Genomic DNA, 15445 nt, shown 5'->3' with positions numbered 1-15445 from the left:
TCAGCGGTCCTCGACGAGCCGCACGAAGTCGCGTTCGTTGCGTTCGGCGCGGCGCACGTACCAGCGGGCGAGCAGGACCAGCGGGGGGTACGGACCGAAGCCGAGGACCACCCACTCCAGGCGGGCGTCCGGGGCGGCGGCGAAGACCAGCGGGAGCGGTCCGACGAGCAGCGCGAGGACGGCGAACACGGTGAGTCCGGTGCGCAGCTGGATGCGCATCAGGGAGCGGACGTAGGTGTGGCCGAGGGTGGTCTGCTCGTCGATCTCGGTGCGCGGCCGGTAGGAGCCGGTGGAATGGGGGTGCCGCCCGCGCGAGCGGAGCCGGGCGTGGGGGACGGTGCGACGGGGCGGTCCGGTGACGACCACGCGGCGTTCGGCCGGGTCCTGGGGCATGGGTGCTCCCCCCTAGCTCGTGGTCCGGCGCATCAGCAGGTCCCGCAGTTCGCGCGCGTGCCGCCTGCTGACCTGGAGTTCCTCCGAGCCGATCCGGACGCTGACGGTGCCCGCGTCCAGCCGGAGTTCGCCGATGTGGCGCAGGGCGACCAGATGCCGGCGGTGGATGCGGACGAAGCCGCGGGAACGCCAGCGTTCCTCCAGGGTGGACAGGGGGATCCGTACCAGGTGGCTGCCGCGGTCGGTGTGCAGGCGGGCGTAGTCGCCGTGGGCCTCGACGTGGGTGATGCCGTCGACGGCGACGAAGCGGGTCACCCCGCCGAGTTCGACGGGGATGTGGTCGGGGTCGGGTTCGTGCACGGGGATGCGCGGGGCGGTGTCCCGCTGTGCGGCGGCGCGCAGGTCGGCGGCGCGGCGGACCGCCTCCGCCAGCCGCTCCCTGCGGACGGGTTTGAGCACGTAGTCGACGGCCTCGAGGTCGAAGGCCTGGACGGCGAAGTCCTCGTGGGCGGTGACGAAGACGACGAGCGGGGGCCGGGCGAATCCGGTGAGCAGCCGGGCGAGGTCGAGGCCGTCCAGGCCGGGCATCTGGATGTCCAGGAAGACGACGTCGATGGCCTCGGGCCCGTCGGGTCCGGACTCCAGGGCGCGGTTGATGCGGCGCAGCGCCTCGGTGGCGTCGCCGGCGCCCTCGGCGCCGGCGACGCGCGGGTCCGCGTTGAGCAGGTACAGCAGTTCCTCCAGGGAGGGACGTTCGTCGTCGACGGCGAGGGCGCGCAGCATGAAGGTGGAGTGTAGGGGTGATTTCCGCGTCTGGACACGTGCCGGACATGGGCGTTCCCGCCGGGCGGGGGGCGGGCGGCCGGTGTGGACGACGCCGGCCGGGCGCTGGATACAGTGCCCGCATGAACAGCAGGCCCGCGTCGTTCGACGAGCTCGACCGGAAGATCGTCACGGCTCTGATGGCGAATGCCAGAACCTCCTTCGCCGAGATCGGCACGGCCGTCGGGCTGTCGTCGACGGCGGTCAAGCGCCGGGTGGACCGGCTGCGCGAGACCGGGGTGATCACCGGGTTCACGGCGACGGTGCGGCCGGCGGCGCTGGGCTGGCGCACGGAGGCGTACGTGGAGGTGTACTGCGAGGGGGCGGCGCCGCCCCGGCGGCTGGCACAGGTGGTGCGCAACCATCCGGAGATCGCGGCGGCGATGACGGTGACCGGGGGCGCGGACGCGCTGCTGCACGTGCGGGCGCGGGACGTGGAGCACTTCGAGGAGGTGCTGGAGCGCATCCGCCAGGAACCGTTCATCCGCAAGACGATCAGCGTGATGGTGCTGTCCCATCTGCTGCCGGACAGTCCTGAGGCCGGAGTGAGCCAGCCCGCGCCCCAGGGCGCATCAGACGTGCGCTGAGCGGCGTCGACGCGCAGCGATCCTGCGCCGACACGCAGCTCCCGTTCCTTGTCGCCCGTCCGGGTCGGTTCCTACCGTGAAGGCACCCCTGTCGACACCGCGTGGAAGCGGAGGAACCCCTCTGTGCCCGACTCCCGTGTGGCGTCCCGGCGGCGATACCTCGTCTGCGAACCCAGACACTTCGCCGTGCGGTACGCGATCAATCCCTGGATGCATCCCGACCGGCCCGTCGACGTGGCGCTCGCCCGGCGCCAGTGGCGCACGCTGGTCGACACCTACCGTGAGCACGGTCATACCGTGGAGAACGTGAAGCCGGAGCCCGGACTGCCCGACATGGTGTTCGCCGCGAACGCGGCGGTCGTCGTCGGGGGCCGCGTCTTCGGCTCCCTGTTCCTCGCGCCCGAGCGGCGCCCGGAGTCCGTGCCGTACGAGGCCTGGTTCAAGGCCGAGGGGTACGAGGTCCAGCACCCCGGGTCGGTGTGCGAGGGCGAGGGCGACCTGGTGCCGGCCGGGCGCTGGATCCTCGCCGGGACCGGTTTCCGCACCACCCGGGAGGCGCACCGCGAGGTGCAGGAGTTCTTCGGGGTGCCGGTGATCGGCCTGACGCTGGTGGATCCGTACTTCTACCACCTGGACACGGCGCTGTTCGTGCTGGACGAGGAGAACGTCGCGTACTACCCGGAGGCGTTCTCGCCGGGCAGCCGCGAGGTGCTCGCCCGCCTGTATCCGGACGCGCTGCTCGCCACGCGCGAGGACGCGATGGCGTTCGGCCTGAACTCCGTCTCCGACGGGCGCCATGTGTTCGTCCCGCCGGAGGCCACGGCCCTCGTCGCCCAGCTCGCCGACCGCGGTTACGTTCCCGTCCCCGTCGACCTGTCCGAGTTCCACAAGGCGGGCGGGGGCATCAAGTGCTGCACTCAGGAGATCCGCTCATGACCTCTGTCGTCCCCGCTGTCGTCCCCGCGCGTTCGTCCGCCGAGCTGATCGGCGCGGAGGAGCCGGTCCTCGCGCACAACTACCACCCGCTGCCCGTGGTCGTCGCCCGCGCGCAGGGCGCCTGGGTGGAGGACGTCGAGGGCCGGCGTTACCTCGACATGCTGGCCGGCTACTCGGCGCTGAACTTCGGCCACCGGCACCCCGCGCTGATCGAGGCGGCGCACCGCCAGCTGGACCGGCTCACGCTGACCTCGCGCGCGTTCCACAACGACCGGCTCGCGGAGTTCGCGGAGCGGCTGGCCGCGCTGACCGGGCTGGACATGGTGCTGCCCATGAACACCGGCGCGGAGGCGGTGGAGAGCGCGGTGAAGGTGGCCCGCAAGTGGGCCTACGACGTGAAGGGCGTCCCGGACGGCCGGGCGACGATCGTGGTCGCGGCGGACAACTTCCACGGCCGGACGACGACGATCGTCAGCTTCTCCACGGACGGGACCGCGCGCGCCGGGTTCGGCCCGTTCACGCCGGGCTTCCGCGTGGTCCCCTACAACGATCTCGCGGCGCTCGAGGCGGCGGTCGACGGGACGACGGCGGCGGTGCTGATCGAACCGGTCCAGGGCGAGGCGGGCGTGATCGTCCCGGACGACGGCTATCTGGCCGGGGTGCGTGAGCTGACGCGCCGCGGGAACTGCCTGTTCATCGCGGACGAGATCCAGTCGGGCCTGGGCCGTACGGGCCGGACGCTGGCCGTGGAGCACGAGTCGGTCGTCCCGGACGTGGTCCTGCTCGGCAAGGCGCTGGGCGGCGGCATCGTCCCGGTGTCGGCGGTGGTCGCCCGGCGCGAGGTGCTGCGGGTGCTGCACCCCGGGGAGCACGGGTCGACCTTCGGCGGCAATCCGCTGGCCGCGGCGGTCGGCACGGCCGTGGTGGGGCTGCTGGAGACGGGCGAGTTCCAGCGCCGGGCGGCGGAACTGGGCGAGGTCCTGCGCGAGGGCCTCGAGACGCTCGTCGGCAAGGGCGTCGTCGGCTTCCGTTCCCGCGGCCTGTGGGCGGGCGTGGACGTCGACCCGGCACTGGGCACGGGCCGGGAGATCAGCGAGCACCTGATGCGCGAGGGCATCCTGGCCAAGGACACCCATGGCTCCACCATCCGCCTGGCGCCGCCCCTGACCATCACCGCGGAGGAGCTCGGGGGCGCCCTGCGGACCCTGGAGAAGGTGCTCGGCCGGCGGGGCTGATCCCCCGGCCCGCCGCCTGAGCCGGGCCGCCGCCGCCCCGGCCGGGGCGGCGGCGCGGTGCCGTCCCGGCCGTCCACCGGTGGCGCACGCCCAGGGAGCCTTCGGCGGGCTCCAAGGGTGAAGATTGGGTCAGGAGGTGGAAGACCGCTCTCAGCGACAGAGAGGTCGGCTCCGTGGGCGCAGACAAGGAGCGGGACGTGGCCCGGCGGGGGTTCGACGTGGCCGACGCCGTTCCCCTGCTGCTCGATGCGCACGGCATGGTGTCGGGCTGGACGGCCCGGGCCGAGCGGCTGCTGGGGTACCAGGCGGCCGAGGTGGTGGGCCGGAAGTTCGCCGATCTGCTGGCCCCCGAGGACGCCGAGCGGCTGCCGGACCTGGTCGAGCGCTGCCGGTCGGACGGTGACTGGGCGGGGCCGATGACGGCCCGGCACCGGCAGGGGCGGCCGGTGCCCGTGGTGGTGCGGGCCACGCCGACCGTGGCGTCCCGGGGCCGTTCCTCGCTGCTGGTCCTGCTGTCCGAACTGGCCGGCTCCGCCGGCTGGGACATGAGCCGCGGCACGCTGGAGCAGATGGTCGCCGGCTCGCCGATCGGCATCGCCGTCGTGGACACCGATCTGCGCTACGTCTGGTCCAACGCCGCGCTGGAGCAGTTCGGCGGCGGTCCGGCCGCGCGGCGCCTGGGCCTGCGGTTCGCGGACGTCCAGCCGGGTCTGGACGCCGAGGCCGTCGAGGCGCAGATGCGGCACGTGCTGACCACCGGGGAGCAGGTGGTCGGCTACGAGCACGTCGGCAGCGTCCGCTCGGCCCCGCTGCGCGAGACCGCGCACGTGCTGTCGTTCACCCGCCTCGACGACAACCGGGGCCGCCCGATGGGCGTGTACTACACCGTCGTGGACGTCACCGAGCGGCACCGGGCCCGGCAGCGCCTGGCCCTGCTCGACCGGGCCGGCGAGCGCATCGGCCGCACCCTGGACGTCATGGTCACCGCGCAGGAACTGGCGGACGTCGCCGTGCCGGGGCTCGCGGACTTCGTCGTCGTGGATCTGCTGGAGACGGTGCTGCGGGGCGCCGAGCTGCCGCCCGGGCCGCTCACCGACTCCGAGCGGGTGCAACTGCGCCGCGCGGGCCACCGGTCGCTCTACGAGGACCTGCCGCGGACGGTCGTGGAGACCGGCGCGGCCGTGGCCTACCTGGCGGGGTCCCCGCCGGTGCGCTGTCTGAGCACGGGCCGGGCCTGGCGTCAGGAGCAGCTCGACCCGCTGGCCCTGGAGTGGGCCGCGGGGACGCCGGGCGGCCGGGAGTCCACCTTCCTGGAACTGGGCCTGCAGAGCGTGATGATCGTCCCGGTCCGGGCCCGGGGCGTCACCCTCGGGGTCACCACGTTCTTCCGGCGCCGCCACCAGAACCCCTTCGACGCGGACGACCTCAACCTGGCCGAGGACCTCGTCTCCCGCGCCGCCGTCTGCGTGGACAACGCCCGGCGCTACACCCGCGAGCGGGACGCCGCGCTCGTCCTGCAGCGCAGTCTGCTACCGCGCCGGCTGCCCGAGCAGGACGCCGTCGAGGTGTCGGCGTGCTACCGACCGGCCGACGAGCTGACCGGGCTGGGCGGCGACTGGTACGACCTCATCCCGCTGTCCGGTGCCCGCGTCGCCCTGGTCGTCGGCGAGGTACCGGGCCACGGCATCGACGCCGCCGCGGCCATGGGGCGGCTGCGGACCGCGGTACGGACCCTGGCCGCCATCGATCTGCCGCCCGAGGAGGTACTGGCCCATCTGGACGACCTGACGGCCCGGTCGGCGCGGGAGGAGGGCGACGGGCGGGAGTCCGGGGACACCCCCGAGGGGCCCGTGGGGGCCGGGTGCCTGTACGTCGTCTACGACCCGGTGGACGGGCGGTGCGCGATGGCCGCCGCCGGCCATCCCGCGCCCGCCGTGGTGACGCCCGACGGCACGGTCACCTTCGTGGACCTTCCCCAGGGCCCGGCGCTCGGCGTGGGCGGACCGCCGTTCGAGGCGGTGGAGCTGTCCCTCACCGAGGGCAGCACGCTCGCCCTGCACACGGACGGACTGCTGGCCCACGGGGAGGCCCGGCCCGTCGCGACGGGCCGGGACCGGCTGCGGCGGGCGCTGGAGGGGGCCACCACCGCGCTCGAGCAGGGCTGCCGGGCGGTGGTCGACGCCCTGGTCCCGGCCCGCCCGTACGACGACGTGGCCCTGCTGATGGCCCGCACCCGGCGCCTCGATCCGGGCCAGGTCGCGGCCTGGGACCTGCCGGCGGATCCGGCCATGGTGGCCGAGGCCCGCAAGACCGCCACCCGGCAGCTGGACCACTGGGGGCTGGACGAGCTGGTCTTCACCACGGAGCTGGTCGTCAGCGAGCTGGTCACCAACGCCATCCGGCATGCCAGCGGGCCCGTCCGGCTGCGGCTGATCCGTGGGCGCGCGCTGGTGTGCGAGGTCTTCGACGGCGGGGCCACCGCGCCCCATCTGCGTCATCCCCGCGCGATGGACGAGGGCGGGCGCGGGCTGCTGCTGGTCTCCCAGCTGGCCCAGCGGTGGGGAACCCGGTTCGTTCCCCAGGGGAAGATCATCTGGGCGGAACAGTCCCTGACCGGACCGTCGGTGTGAGGTGGTGGCCCGTGGCGGAGGCGTCGATCGACTACACGGCGGTCTACCGGGCCCTGCCCGGCATGGTGGCCCTGCTGACCCCCGATCTGGTGTACGCGGACGTCAACGACGCGTACGTCCGCGGGACCGGCCGCTCCCGCGAGGCCATGGTGGGCCGCTTCCTCTTCGACGTCTTCCCGGACCATCCGGACGACCCGGAGTCCATGGGCGCGCGGAACCTGCGGGCGTCACTGCTCCGGGTGCTGTCCACCGGCGAGCGCGACACCATGGCCCTGCAGCGCTACGACGTGGAGAGCCTCGAGCGGCCCGGGGGGTGGGAGGAGCGCTACTGGAGCCCGGTGAACACCCCGGTGCTCGGCCCCGACGGGAGGGTCGCGCTGATCGTGCACCGGGTCGAGGAGGTCACCGAGCTGATCCGGGCCCGGGGCCGCGCGGGCGGCGGCGAGGGACGGATGCTGGAGGCCGAGCTGTACGCCCGCGCCCGTGAGCTGCAGGAACTCAACAACCGGCTGCGCCAGGCGCACGCCCGGGAGCGCGAGGTGGCCCTGGCGCTGCAGGAGGCGATGCTGCCCGCCCGCCGGCAGGTCGGCCACCACCGGGCCGCCGTGCGCTACCGGCCCGCGGTGGGCGCGCTCAACGTCTGCGGGGACTGGTACGACCTGGTCGACCTGGTGGGCGGGCACCGCATCGGGGTGTCCGTGGGCGATGTGGTGGGGCACGGTCTGGCGGCGGCCGGTGTCATGGGCCAGCTGCGCAGCGCGCTCAGCGCCGCCTCCCGGGTGGCGGACGGTCCCGCCCAGGCGCTGAACGTCGTGGGCCGCTACGCCCACGTGGTGGACGGTGCCGAGTCGGCGACCGCGGTGGCGACCTTCATCGACTTCGACCGGCACACCATCACCTACAGCAGTGCCGGCCATCCCCCGCCCGTGCTGCTCCACCGCGACGGGCGCGTGGAGTTCCTCGACCGGGCCACCGACCCGCCGCTCGACGCCCGCCCCGATCCGACGCCGAGGCCCGAGGCGGCGACGGCGTTCGAGCCGGGGGCGACCCTGGTGCTCTACACCGACGGACTGGTCGAACGGCGCCGGGAGGACATCGACACCGGCCTGCTCCGGCTGGCCGACGCCCTGCGCCGCCACCGGGCGCAGGATCCGGAGACCCTCGCGGACACCGTGCTGCTGGAGCTGCTGCCGCCCGGCGGTGCCACCGACGACACGGCGCTGGTCGTCGTGCGGCTGTGACCGGCCCGTGAGGGGAGCGCGCTTCAGGAGCCGGTGCGCGCCCGGTCGAGCCGTGCCGTGCGGTCCACGTTGCGCCGGTCCTCCGGGTCCTCGCTGGGCGCGCCCGCGAACCAGGCGTCGAGGATCTCCTTCAGCAGCGGAACGGACGTCAGCCGCAGGCTGAGCGCCAGCACGTTGGCGTCGTTCCAGCGGCGCGCGCCGTCCGCCGTGCAGGCGTCCGTGCACAGGGCGGCCCGGACCCCGGGGACCTTGTTCGCGGCGATCGAGGCGCCGGTGCCGGTCCAGCAGCACACCACCGCCTGGTCCGCCGTCCCGTCGGCGACCTCGAGGGCCGCCGCCTCCGAGCAGAAGGCCCACTGCGCGTCGTCCCCGGGGCTCAGGGCGCCGTGCGCGCGTACCTCGTGGCCGCGCTCGCGCAGTTCGGCGACCAGGGCGCGGGCGACGGGTTCGTCCATGTCGGAGGAGACGGAGATCCGCATGCTCCGGAGCCTACTCGGCCGGCCGGCCGACGGCATGCGGTCGCGGCCGGGAGCATGACCTCCGCACGGGGCACGGAGCCTCCCAGGGCACGAAGGCCTCTCTCGCCCCAGGACCCGCCGCCGTTCCGCCGGCCGCGTCGCGGCCCGCGCGAGCGGGCCGCGTACAGACGTGCGGACGCGACCGGACGGGGAAGGCGCGGGCGGCGGTGAGCAGTTGGCGCTCCCCCGCGCCGGGGTCCGCGCCGTTCCCGTGGAGGACGGTGTGGTGACCGCGGGGCAGGGTGCGGCGGAGCGGCCGGCGCGGTCGCGTGGACCTTGGACCGGCACCGCGCACCGGCTTCCGGCCGGCGCCGTCCCGCTCCCCCGCCTCGGCGTCGGTGACCGGCCGCTGTGCTCCCCGGGGATTCACTGGCACCATGGGGCTGACTGCGAGTCAGGGATGTCAGCATCAGGTCGGCACGCGCTCGACCGAACAGGGTCACAGTGACAACGGGTACACGTGAACCAAGTGCCGCGATCCCGGCCCGGCCCGGGAGACCCCGGTTCGAAGCGGACCTGGTGAATGAGGAGCGACCGTGTTCTACCACCTGCTCAAGTACGTGCTGCTCGGCCCGTTGCTGAGACTGCTCTTCCGGCCCCGGATCGAGGGCCTGGAGCACGTGCCCCCGTCCGGCGCCGCCATCGTCGCCGGCAACCACCTGTCCTTCTCGGACCACTTCCTGATGCCCGCGGTGCTCCGACGGCGCATCACCTTCCTGGCCAAGGCCGAGTACTTCACCGGGCCCGGACTCAAGGGCCGGCTGACGGCGTTCTTCTTCCACAGCGCGGGGCAGATCCCGGTCGACCGCTCCGGCAAGGACGCCGGACAGGCCGCCATCCGGGAGGGCCTGGGGGTGCTCGGCAAGGGGGAACTGCTCGGCATCTACCCGGAGGGCACGCGCTCGCACGACGGCCGCCTCTACAAGGGCAAGGTCGGTGTCGCGGTGATGGCGCTCAAGGCGGGTGTCCCGGTGGTCCCGTGCGCGATGATCGGCACCTTCGAGGCGCAGCCGCCCGGCAGGAAGATCCCCCGCATCCGCCCCGTGGCGATCCGTTTCGGCGCACCGCTGGACTTCTCGCGCTACGCGGGCATGGAGAACGAGAAGGCGATCCTGCGCGCCGTCACCGACGAGATCATGTACGCCGTCCTCAACCTGTCCGGGCAGGAGTACGTCGACCAGTACGCGGCCGTCGCCAAGGCCGAGGAAGCCGAGCGCGGGGCGGAGGACAGGCGCCGGTTCCCGCGCATGCCGCTGAGCTGACCGCCCGGGCCCGCGGCGCCGGCGCCCGCGTCCTGCCGGACCGGTCCGCCCGGTGAGGGAAGCCGGGGCCTCGTCCAGGAGGCGCCGCAGCCGCAGCGCGTCGGGGGCCACGGCGGTCACCGGTGCGGCGGGGCCGGCGAGCGGCAGGACGGCGGCCCCCTCACCCGGTGCTTCCGCGGCGACCGGCCTTTCCTCGAACCCGGTTGCCACGACCAGCAGCTGCCCGACGGCCCGATGTCCGCCGAGCACGGCGGGACCGTCCCGGCCGCCCGGGGCCGCAGGCGAGTTCCTGGTCGAGGACGGTACGTCCCGCGATCCGCACGGTCAGACGGGAGGTGAGCCGTCCCGGCCGTTCCCCGGGGCCCGCCCGAGCACCTGCTCCTCGCGCAGCACGAGCCGCGCGCCGCGGGCGGGGCCGGCCCGTGCGGCGACGTCAGGTCGCTCCCTTCGGCGGAGATCAACTGCTCGGGCAGCCAGTGCGGCTCGCCCCCGGCCGCGACGGTGAGCCGTACCTCGTAGCGCGCCCCGCCCCCGGTGCGGACCCGGCAGGGCGAGGGCGGCGGCCGGGCCGACGCGCAGCCGGGCGCCCGGCTGCGCGTCGGCCCGCACCGTGAGGTGGTCCCCGCCGAGCGGGCCGCTCATGGCGCCGGCCGGCGTGACGTGCGCTTCGGCACCGCTCCCCCGCGTCCGCCGCGTCAGTCGCCCACCGCGGGCGGGCGCACCGTCATCAGCGCCCGCAGGCCGTCGCCCAGCGCCTCCTCGAAGGTCCCGCCGAACAGGGCCGTCTGGGCCGCGAAACCCTGGACGAGCGCGATCAGCACCCGGGCCATGGCGTCGGTGTCGGCGTCCGGGGACATCAGTCCGGCGTCCTTGTAGCCCTCGACGACCCTCCCCCAGGCCGCGCGGACCAGCTGGTACCCCTCGACCAGCGCGGCCGCCAGCTCCGGACTGCGGTTGGTCTCGGTCCACACCTGGATCATCAGCCGGGGGAACATCCACTCGCCGTCCAGCGTCGCCGGGCGCAGCTCCCGCATCCGGGCCAGGGTGCGCGGAATGAGCACGTCCGGGGTGGCCGGCGGGCTCTCCCGCGCGGCCTGCTCGTAGATGTCGCGCACCGTGCCGAGCACCTCCGTCACGATCGCGGCGATCAGCTCGTCCTTCCCGCTGAAGTACCGGTAGACGGCTCCGGCGGAGAGGTCCACCTCCTTGAGCACGTCCTGCATCGAGGTGGCGTGGAAGCCGTTGCGGGCGAAGCAGAGCGTGGCGCCGTCGAGGATCTGGCGGCGGCGGGCGTCGAGGTGTTCCTGGGATACACGGGCCATGGCGGCAATCTAAAACGAACATTCCTTCTTGACAAGGAAACAGCGGAGCGGGACGGTGGGGAAGAACTAAAACGAACGATCCTTCTTTTTGATGCGGGAGTCTTCATGTCCCCTTCCTCGTTGTCTCCGCACCGCCGGGTCGCCGCCGTGGTGGTGCTGATCCCCGCCCTGGTGGCGCTGGCCCTGTGGGCCTTCGCCTGGCCGGCGGCCCGCACGGCACCCCACGACCTGCCGCTGGGCGTGGCCGGCCCCGCCGCCGCCACGGCACCGGTGGAGCAGCGGCTGGAGCGGCAGGAGGGCGCCTTCGAGCTGCACCGCTACGCCGACGAGGCCGCCGCCCGCGAGGCCGTGGAGAAGCGCGAGGTGTACGGCGCGGTCGTCGTCACGGAGCGGGGCCCGAGGCTGCTCACCGCGTCCGCCGCGAGCCCGGCCGTGGCCCAGCTGCTGCAGGAGGCGGTGGCGCAGCCGGCGGCCGCCTCCGGCACGCCGGTCACCACCGTGGACGTCGTACCCGCCGCCGAACGGGATCCGCGGGGCGCGGTGATGAACACCAGCGTGCTGCCCCTGGCCCTGGCCGGGATCGCGGGCGGCGCCGCGGTGACACTGCTGGGGCTGCGCGGCGCCCGCGCGCTCGCCGCGCTGGCCGGCTCCGCCGTCCTGGTGGGCGCGGTGGCCGCGGCACTGGCGCACAGCTGGCTGGACGCGGTCCCCGGGAACTGGTGGGCCGTGGCCGCGACGTTCGGGCTGGCCGCACTGGCCATGGGCGCGACGGTCGCCGGACTCGCGGGGCTCCTCGGGCAGGCCGGTATCGGGCTCGGCGCCTTCGTGATCATGCTGTTCGGCAACCCGTTCTCGGGGGCGGCCTCGGCACCGGAGATGCTGCCCGAACCGGCCGGTGCGATCGGCCAGTGGCTGCCCCCGGGGGCGGGCGTGTCGCTGCTGCGCTCGGTGTCCTTCTTCGACGGCGCGGCCGCGGCGGGCCCGGCCCTGACGCTGACCTGGTGGGCCGCTCTGGGGCTGGGCGCCGTGCTCCTCGCCGGGCCGCTGAAGGAACGTACGGGGAAGCCCGGGCCCGCGTCCGGACGCGGCCCGGCCCCCGTCGGCTGATCGGACCGCACGGCCGGCGCCCTGGGAGGCGGCCGGCCCTCTCCCCCCGGCGGCTCCTTCCACGCCATGTCCGCGTTCTACGACACGCTGTGTTACGTCACCTGCGACGTGGAGACGGTCTGTCCGGGCCGGGCGGAGGGGACGGCCGCGGTGCTGCCGGCCGCCGGCACCCCGGGCAGGCGAGCGGTGCTGCCCGGCTCGCGCCTGCTGCTCCGCCTGCCCCGGTCGAGGAACCCGTCCAGGGCCGGACCGACGATCCGGCGGTCCGGGCCGAGGAGCCGACCCGCGTCCGGTCCCGCATGGAGGAGATGCTGGTCCGGCACACGGGCCGTACCGCGGAACGGGTCCGGGCGGACGTCGAGCGGGACACGGTCCTCGACGCGCGGGCGGCGGTGGACTACGGACCGGCGGACCGGATCGTGCCCGCCCGCCGGAGCGCGTACCCCGCCCCGGACGCGAAGTGAGCCGCGGACGCTGCCACCGGAACTGCCGCCGCTGCCCGCGTCGACCCGCGCCGAGGCCGAATCGACCGGCCGTTGCCCCGAGGTCGTCGATCTGCTCGGCCGTGTCAATCCGGCCCTGGGCGGTGACACCTACCGCGGGCTGCGCGCGGCCCGGGCGCTGGTCGGCACGGCCGTCGCACTGCGCGACGCGCTGACCCTGATGCACCGGCGCGGTGAGAGCGAACTGCACGCCGCCACCCTGGCCCGCGCGCTGCGGGTGCTGGACGGGGAACGGCGCGCGGCCCGGGTCACCCTCCCGCCGGACCCGGGCAGTTGACGCCCGGGCCGATGCGCACGGCACCCCCGACGACGGCGCGTCCCGTCCGGAGTTGAAACGGACCGAACGGCGTACCTCCATCCGGCGTAGACGAGGCTGCTGTTTTCGGGGCGCCGAAGTTGCGCAACGCGCGCGCCCGAAGGCGGAATCGGGCTTTTCTTCGCTGGTCCGGGGCTCACCGGCGCCCTGGACGGCGACCCGGACGGGCAGGTGTCCATCCGAACGGTGGAGTGGTGAGTAACAACACAAACCCCCCGTTCCGTTGGGTTTTCGATCCCTTCATGGGCCAAGATCCCTGACTGACGACAAGACCCCGCCGCCGCGGCGGGGCGATCCGGGTGGACGCCGAGTCCTGCCGCCACCCGGATGACCGGTCGACAGGAGTGGATCGGCAGGAGTGGAGGACCCGAGCACGACGGGCCGCCGGGACGTCAGTTCCGAGCAGTCCTTGGGGTGAAGCCGCACTCGTGCGGCCGGGCAACTTCGCCAGCCCGAATCCGACAGGTCATCCTTCACAGGCGGCTGACGAAGGGTTGCGCATGACTGCGCTCAATCGTGTCCCGTCTCTCATGGCCCGGGCCGGCACGGCCTCGGCCCTCACCCTGGCCGCCGTGGGCGGCTCCATCGCGGTCCCCGGCGTCGCCTCGGAGGCGGCGGCCGCGACCCCGGCCACCAAGGCCCTGCGCATCGCCGCCGCCAAGAAGGGCTCGCCGTACCAGTGGGGCGCCGTGGGACCGCACAGGTTCGACTGCTCGGGTCTGACGCTGTACTCGTTCAAGAAGGCGGGCAAGAAACTGCCGCGCACCGCCGCCCAGCAGTACAACAAGACCCGCCACATCTCCGCCGGCAGCCGCCGGGCGGGAGACCTGGTCTTCTTCCATTCGGGCAGTTACGTGTACCACGTCGGCATCTACGCGGGGCAGGGCAAGATCTGGCACGCCCCGAAGACCGGGGACGTGGTGCGTCTGCAGAAGATCTGGTCCCGCAGCGTCTGGTACGGCCGGGTGAAGTGATCCGCGGGGCGGCGGCCCGACACGCCGCCGCCCCGCCACCGTGACCGGCGGGCCCACCTCCTACGGCTCCTGCCGCCCCGCCGCCGTGACCGCTCCGGCGGACCGGACGGTCCACGGGAGCGCCACCGAGACGGTCTTGCCGCCCTCACGCGTGGGGCGGATTCTGAGCCTGCCGCCGCACTCCGCGGTCAGCCAGCGGATGATGACCAGCCCCCGGCCGTTGTCCTGCTGGACCGCGGCGGGCAGCCGCTTGGGAAGCCGGGGATGACTGTCCGTCACACCGATGTGCAGCTGTTCGTCGCGGACCAGGACGACGTCCACCGTGAACGTGGGCGACTGCCCCAGCGTGTGCTGCACCGCGTTGGTGGCGAGTTCGGAGACGATCAGCCGGACGGTGTCGGACAGTTCCGCATCCGCCGGCATGCCCCATTCCAGCAGTGTGCCCACCACATGCGCACGGGCGGCCGGGACCGAGGCGGGATCGCTCGGCAGAGTGACGGATGCTTCCAGGTGATCTGCCATGGCGACGTCGTCCCTTTCCCACGGGACCGCAGTCCGACACGGAGCGGTTGGTTCGAGTACGGTCCCGCACTGGTGCTTCGTCGCCAGACTGCCACCCCCGCACGGCATAGGGCGACGATCCCCCAAGATATGCATATATCTGTCGCTCAAAGCGGTGAACTCTGCGACGGGAGACCGTATCCGGGCGGCTCGGAAGGAGTAGGGAGAGGTCCATGCAGTACGGCCCCGCGGTGCGCCGCCGGAAACTCGGCGCGGAGCTGCGCGCGCTGCGCGCCTCGACGGGGCTCACCAGTGGTGAGGCGGCCCGGCTGGCGGGCTGGCACCAGTCGAAGGTGAGCCGGATCGAGACCGGCACGAGCGGGGTGAAGCCGGCCGATGTGCGCTTACTGCTCGATGTCTACGGCGTGTCCGATCCGCAGCTGCGGGAGCTGCTGCTGGTGCTGTCGGGCACCGGCGACGGCGCCGGCCGGCACCACTGGTGGCACGCCTACCGCGGTGTGCTGCCGCCCACCTACCGCGACTTCATCAGCCTGGAGTCGCAGGCGAGCGCGATGCGCACCCTGGAGACCACGGTGATCCCCGGGCTGCTGCAGACCCCGGAGTACGCGCGGGCGGTGACCGAGGCCGCCCTGGAGGGCACGTCGGAGGAACGACTGGACGCCCTGGTGGAGGTACGGCTGGCCCGGCAGGACGTGCTGCGGGCGGACCCGCCGCTGGAGCTGAGCGCGGTCCTGGACGAGGCGGTGCTGCGCCGCCAGGTCGGTGGTCCCGGCGTGATGGCCCGGCAGCTGACCCGGCTGGTCGAGGCGGCCCGGCTTCCCCAGGTGCGGCTGCAGGTCCTGCCGTTCACCGCGGGGGCACACATCGGGGTTACCGGCCCTTTCGTAATCTTTTCATTTTCGCGCACTTCCGATCTGGATGTGGTTGTTCTCGACCACTTGACGAGTAGCCTCCATCTGGAGCGGAAAGAAGACCTCAGGACCTACGTGGAAGCCTTCAACGCCCTTTCGGTCCACGCCCTTTCGCCAGAGGACTCGTTGGATTTCATCGCCGGCGCAGCAGCCGGCGCGTAAGGAG

16 protein-coding genes, 2 pseudogenes and 1 riboswitch are annotated in these 15445 nt (G+C 73.8%); of the genes and pseudogenes, 12 read left to right on the top strand and 6 right to left on the bottom strand.

Annotated elements, in window-relative coordinates; translation table 11 throughout:
* Together ACF07S_RS09860 and ACF07S_RS09855 are read right to left on the bottom strand one after the other, a co-directional pair.
* Positions 1–393: a hypothetical protein gene (locus ACF07S_RS09860; protein WP_391973862.1), complete on the bottom strand. Its 393-nt coding sequence runs from the start codon at positions 391–393 to the stop codon at positions 1–3.
* Positions 394–405: 12 nt separating this feature from the next.
* Positions 406–1176 carry a LytR/AlgR family response regulator transcription factor gene (locus tag ACF07S_RS09855; protein WP_391964223.1) on the bottom strand — a complete coding sequence of 257 codons (771 nt, stop codon included), beginning with the start codon at positions 1174–1176 and terminating at the stop codon, positions 406–408.
* A 122-nt stretch (positions 1177–1298) separates the two neighbouring features.
* On the opposite strand from ACF07S_RS09855, the gene ACF07S_RS09850 reads away from it, so the two are divergent.
* The 5 genes from ACF07S_RS09850 (at position 1299) to ACF07S_RS09830 (ending at position 7844) form a co-directional block, all read left to right on the top strand.
* Positions 1299–1802 carry an Lrp/AsnC family transcriptional regulator gene (locus ACF07S_RS09850; RefSeq protein ID WP_391964224.1) on the top strand — a complete coding sequence of 168 codons (504 nt, stop codon included), beginning with the start codon at positions 1299–1301 and terminating at the stop codon, positions 1800–1802.
* 123 nt (positions 1803–1925) lie between these two features.
* Complete coding sequence (gene ddaH / locus ACF07S_RS09845) at positions 1926–2738, top strand: dimethylargininase (RefSeq protein ID WP_391964225.1); 813 nt, start codon at positions 1926–1928, stop codon at positions 2736–2738.
* Positions 2735–3973: an ornithine--oxo-acid transaminase gene (gene rocD / locus ACF07S_RS09840; RefSeq protein ID WP_391964226.1), complete on the top strand. Its 1239-nt coding sequence runs from the start codon at positions 2735–2737 to the stop codon at positions 3971–3973. The genes ddaH and rocD overlap by 4 nt, the downstream gene beginning before the upstream one ends.
* Before the next feature lie 173 nt (positions 3974–4146).
* The gene (locus tag ACF07S_RS09835; protein WP_391973861.1) at positions 4147–6603 is read left to right on the top strand and encodes a SpoIIE family protein phosphatase; all 2457 of its coding nucleotides are present in this window, start codon (positions 4147–4149) and stop codon (positions 6601–6603) included.
* Between the two features lie 11 nt (positions 6604–6614).
* The gene (locus ACF07S_RS09830) at positions 6615–7844 is read left to right on the top strand and encodes a PP2C family protein-serine/threonine phosphatase (RefSeq protein WP_391964228.1); all 1230 of its coding nucleotides are present in this window, start codon (positions 6615–6617) and stop codon (positions 7842–7844) included.
* 23 nt (positions 7845–7867) lie between these two features.
* On the opposite strand, the gene ACF07S_RS09825 is transcribed toward ACF07S_RS09830, so the two are convergent.
* Positions 7868–8323, bottom strand: a complete 456-nt coding sequence (locus ACF07S_RS09825) for an RpiB/LacA/LacB family sugar-phosphate isomerase (RefSeq protein ID WP_391964229.1) — start codon at positions 8321–8323, stop codon at positions 7868–7870.
* 575 nt (positions 8324–8898) lie between these two features.
* Here ACF07S_RS09825 and ACF07S_RS09820 point away from each other — a divergent pair.
* Positions 8899–9624 (top strand): lysophospholipid acyltransferase family protein, encoded by a 726-nt coding sequence (locus ACF07S_RS09820; RefSeq protein ID WP_391964230.1) that lies wholly within the window; start codon positions 8899–8901, stop codon positions 9622–9624.
* A gap of 54 nt (positions 9625–9678) precedes the next feature.
* On the opposite strand, the pseudogene ACF07S_RS09815 reads toward ACF07S_RS09820, so the two are convergent.
* Together ACF07S_RS09815 and ACF07S_RS09810 are read right to left on the bottom strand one after the other, a co-directional pair.
* A pseudogene (locus ACF07S_RS09815) lies at positions 9679–10332 on the bottom strand (urease accessory protein UreD); the annotation flags it as partial.
* The gene (locus ACF07S_RS09810; protein WP_391964231.1) at positions 10320–10946 is read right to left on the bottom strand and encodes a TetR/AcrR family transcriptional regulator; all 627 of its coding nucleotides are present in this window, start codon (positions 10944–10946) and stop codon (positions 10320–10322) included. The pseudogene ACF07S_RS09815 and the gene ACF07S_RS09810, both read right to left, overlap by 13 nt.
* Positions 10947–11051: 105 nt before the next feature.
* Here ACF07S_RS09810 and ACF07S_RS09805 point away from each other — a divergent pair, with 105 nt between their 5' ends.
* The 5 genes and pseudogenes from ACF07S_RS09805 to ACF07S_RS09785 all read left to right on the top strand — a co-directional run bounded on the left by ACF07S_RS09805 (position 11052) and on the right by ACF07S_RS09785 (position 13846).
* Positions 11052–12053, top strand: a complete 1002-nt coding sequence (locus ACF07S_RS09805; protein WP_391964232.1) for an ABC transporter permease — start codon at positions 11052–11054, stop codon at positions 12051–12053.
* 66 nt (positions 12054–12119) lie between these two features.
* A pseudogene (locus ACF07S_RS09800) lies at positions 12120–12221 on the top strand (ATP-dependent Clp protease proteolytic subunit); the annotation flags it as partial.
* Positions 12173–12517, top strand: coding sequence for an ATP-dependent Clp protease proteolytic subunit (locus ACF07S_RS09795; protein WP_391964342.1), 345 nt, complete (start codon positions 12173–12175; stop codon positions 12515–12517). The pseudogene ACF07S_RS09800 and the gene ACF07S_RS09795, both read left to right, overlap by 49 nt.
* Before the next feature lie 10 nt (positions 12518–12527).
* Positions 12528–12833: a hypothetical protein gene (locus ACF07S_RS09790; RefSeq protein WP_391974108.1), complete on the top strand. Its 306-nt coding sequence runs from the start codon at positions 12528–12530 to the stop codon at positions 12831–12833.
* A gap of 333 nt (positions 12834–13166) precedes the next feature.
* A riboswitch (cyclic di-AMP (ydaO/yuaA leader) is annotated at positions 13167–13369 on the top strand.
* Positions 13370–13372: 3 nt separating this feature from the next.
* On the top strand, positions 13373–13846 hold the full coding sequence (locus ACF07S_RS09785; protein WP_391964233.1) for a C40 family peptidase: 474 nt from the start codon (positions 13373–13375) through the stop codon (positions 13844–13846).
* A gap of 60 nt (positions 13847–13906) precedes the next feature.
* Here the strand turns inward: ACF07S_RS09785 and ACF07S_RS09780 are convergent, their stop codons facing one another.
* Positions 13907–14368 (bottom strand): ATP-binding protein, encoded by a 462-nt coding sequence (locus ACF07S_RS09780; protein ID WP_391973860.1) that lies wholly within the window; start codon positions 14366–14368, stop codon positions 13907–13909.
* A gap of 212 nt (positions 14369–14580) precedes the next feature.
* Between ACF07S_RS09780 and ACF07S_RS09775 the strand changes: the two genes are divergently transcribed.
* Positions 14581–15441, top strand: a complete 861-nt coding sequence (locus ACF07S_RS09775; protein ID WP_391964235.1) for a helix-turn-helix domain-containing protein — start codon at positions 14581–14583, stop codon at positions 15439–15441.
* Positions 15442–15445 lie beyond the last annotated feature (4 nt).

This window comes from Streptomyces sp. NPDC016640 (genome assembly GCF_043076215.1).
Taxonomy (GTDB): domain Bacteria; phylum Actinomycetota; class Actinomycetes; order Streptomycetales; family Streptomycetaceae; genus Streptomyces.
This window is presented reverse-complemented; position numbering and strand designations above follow the sequence as displayed.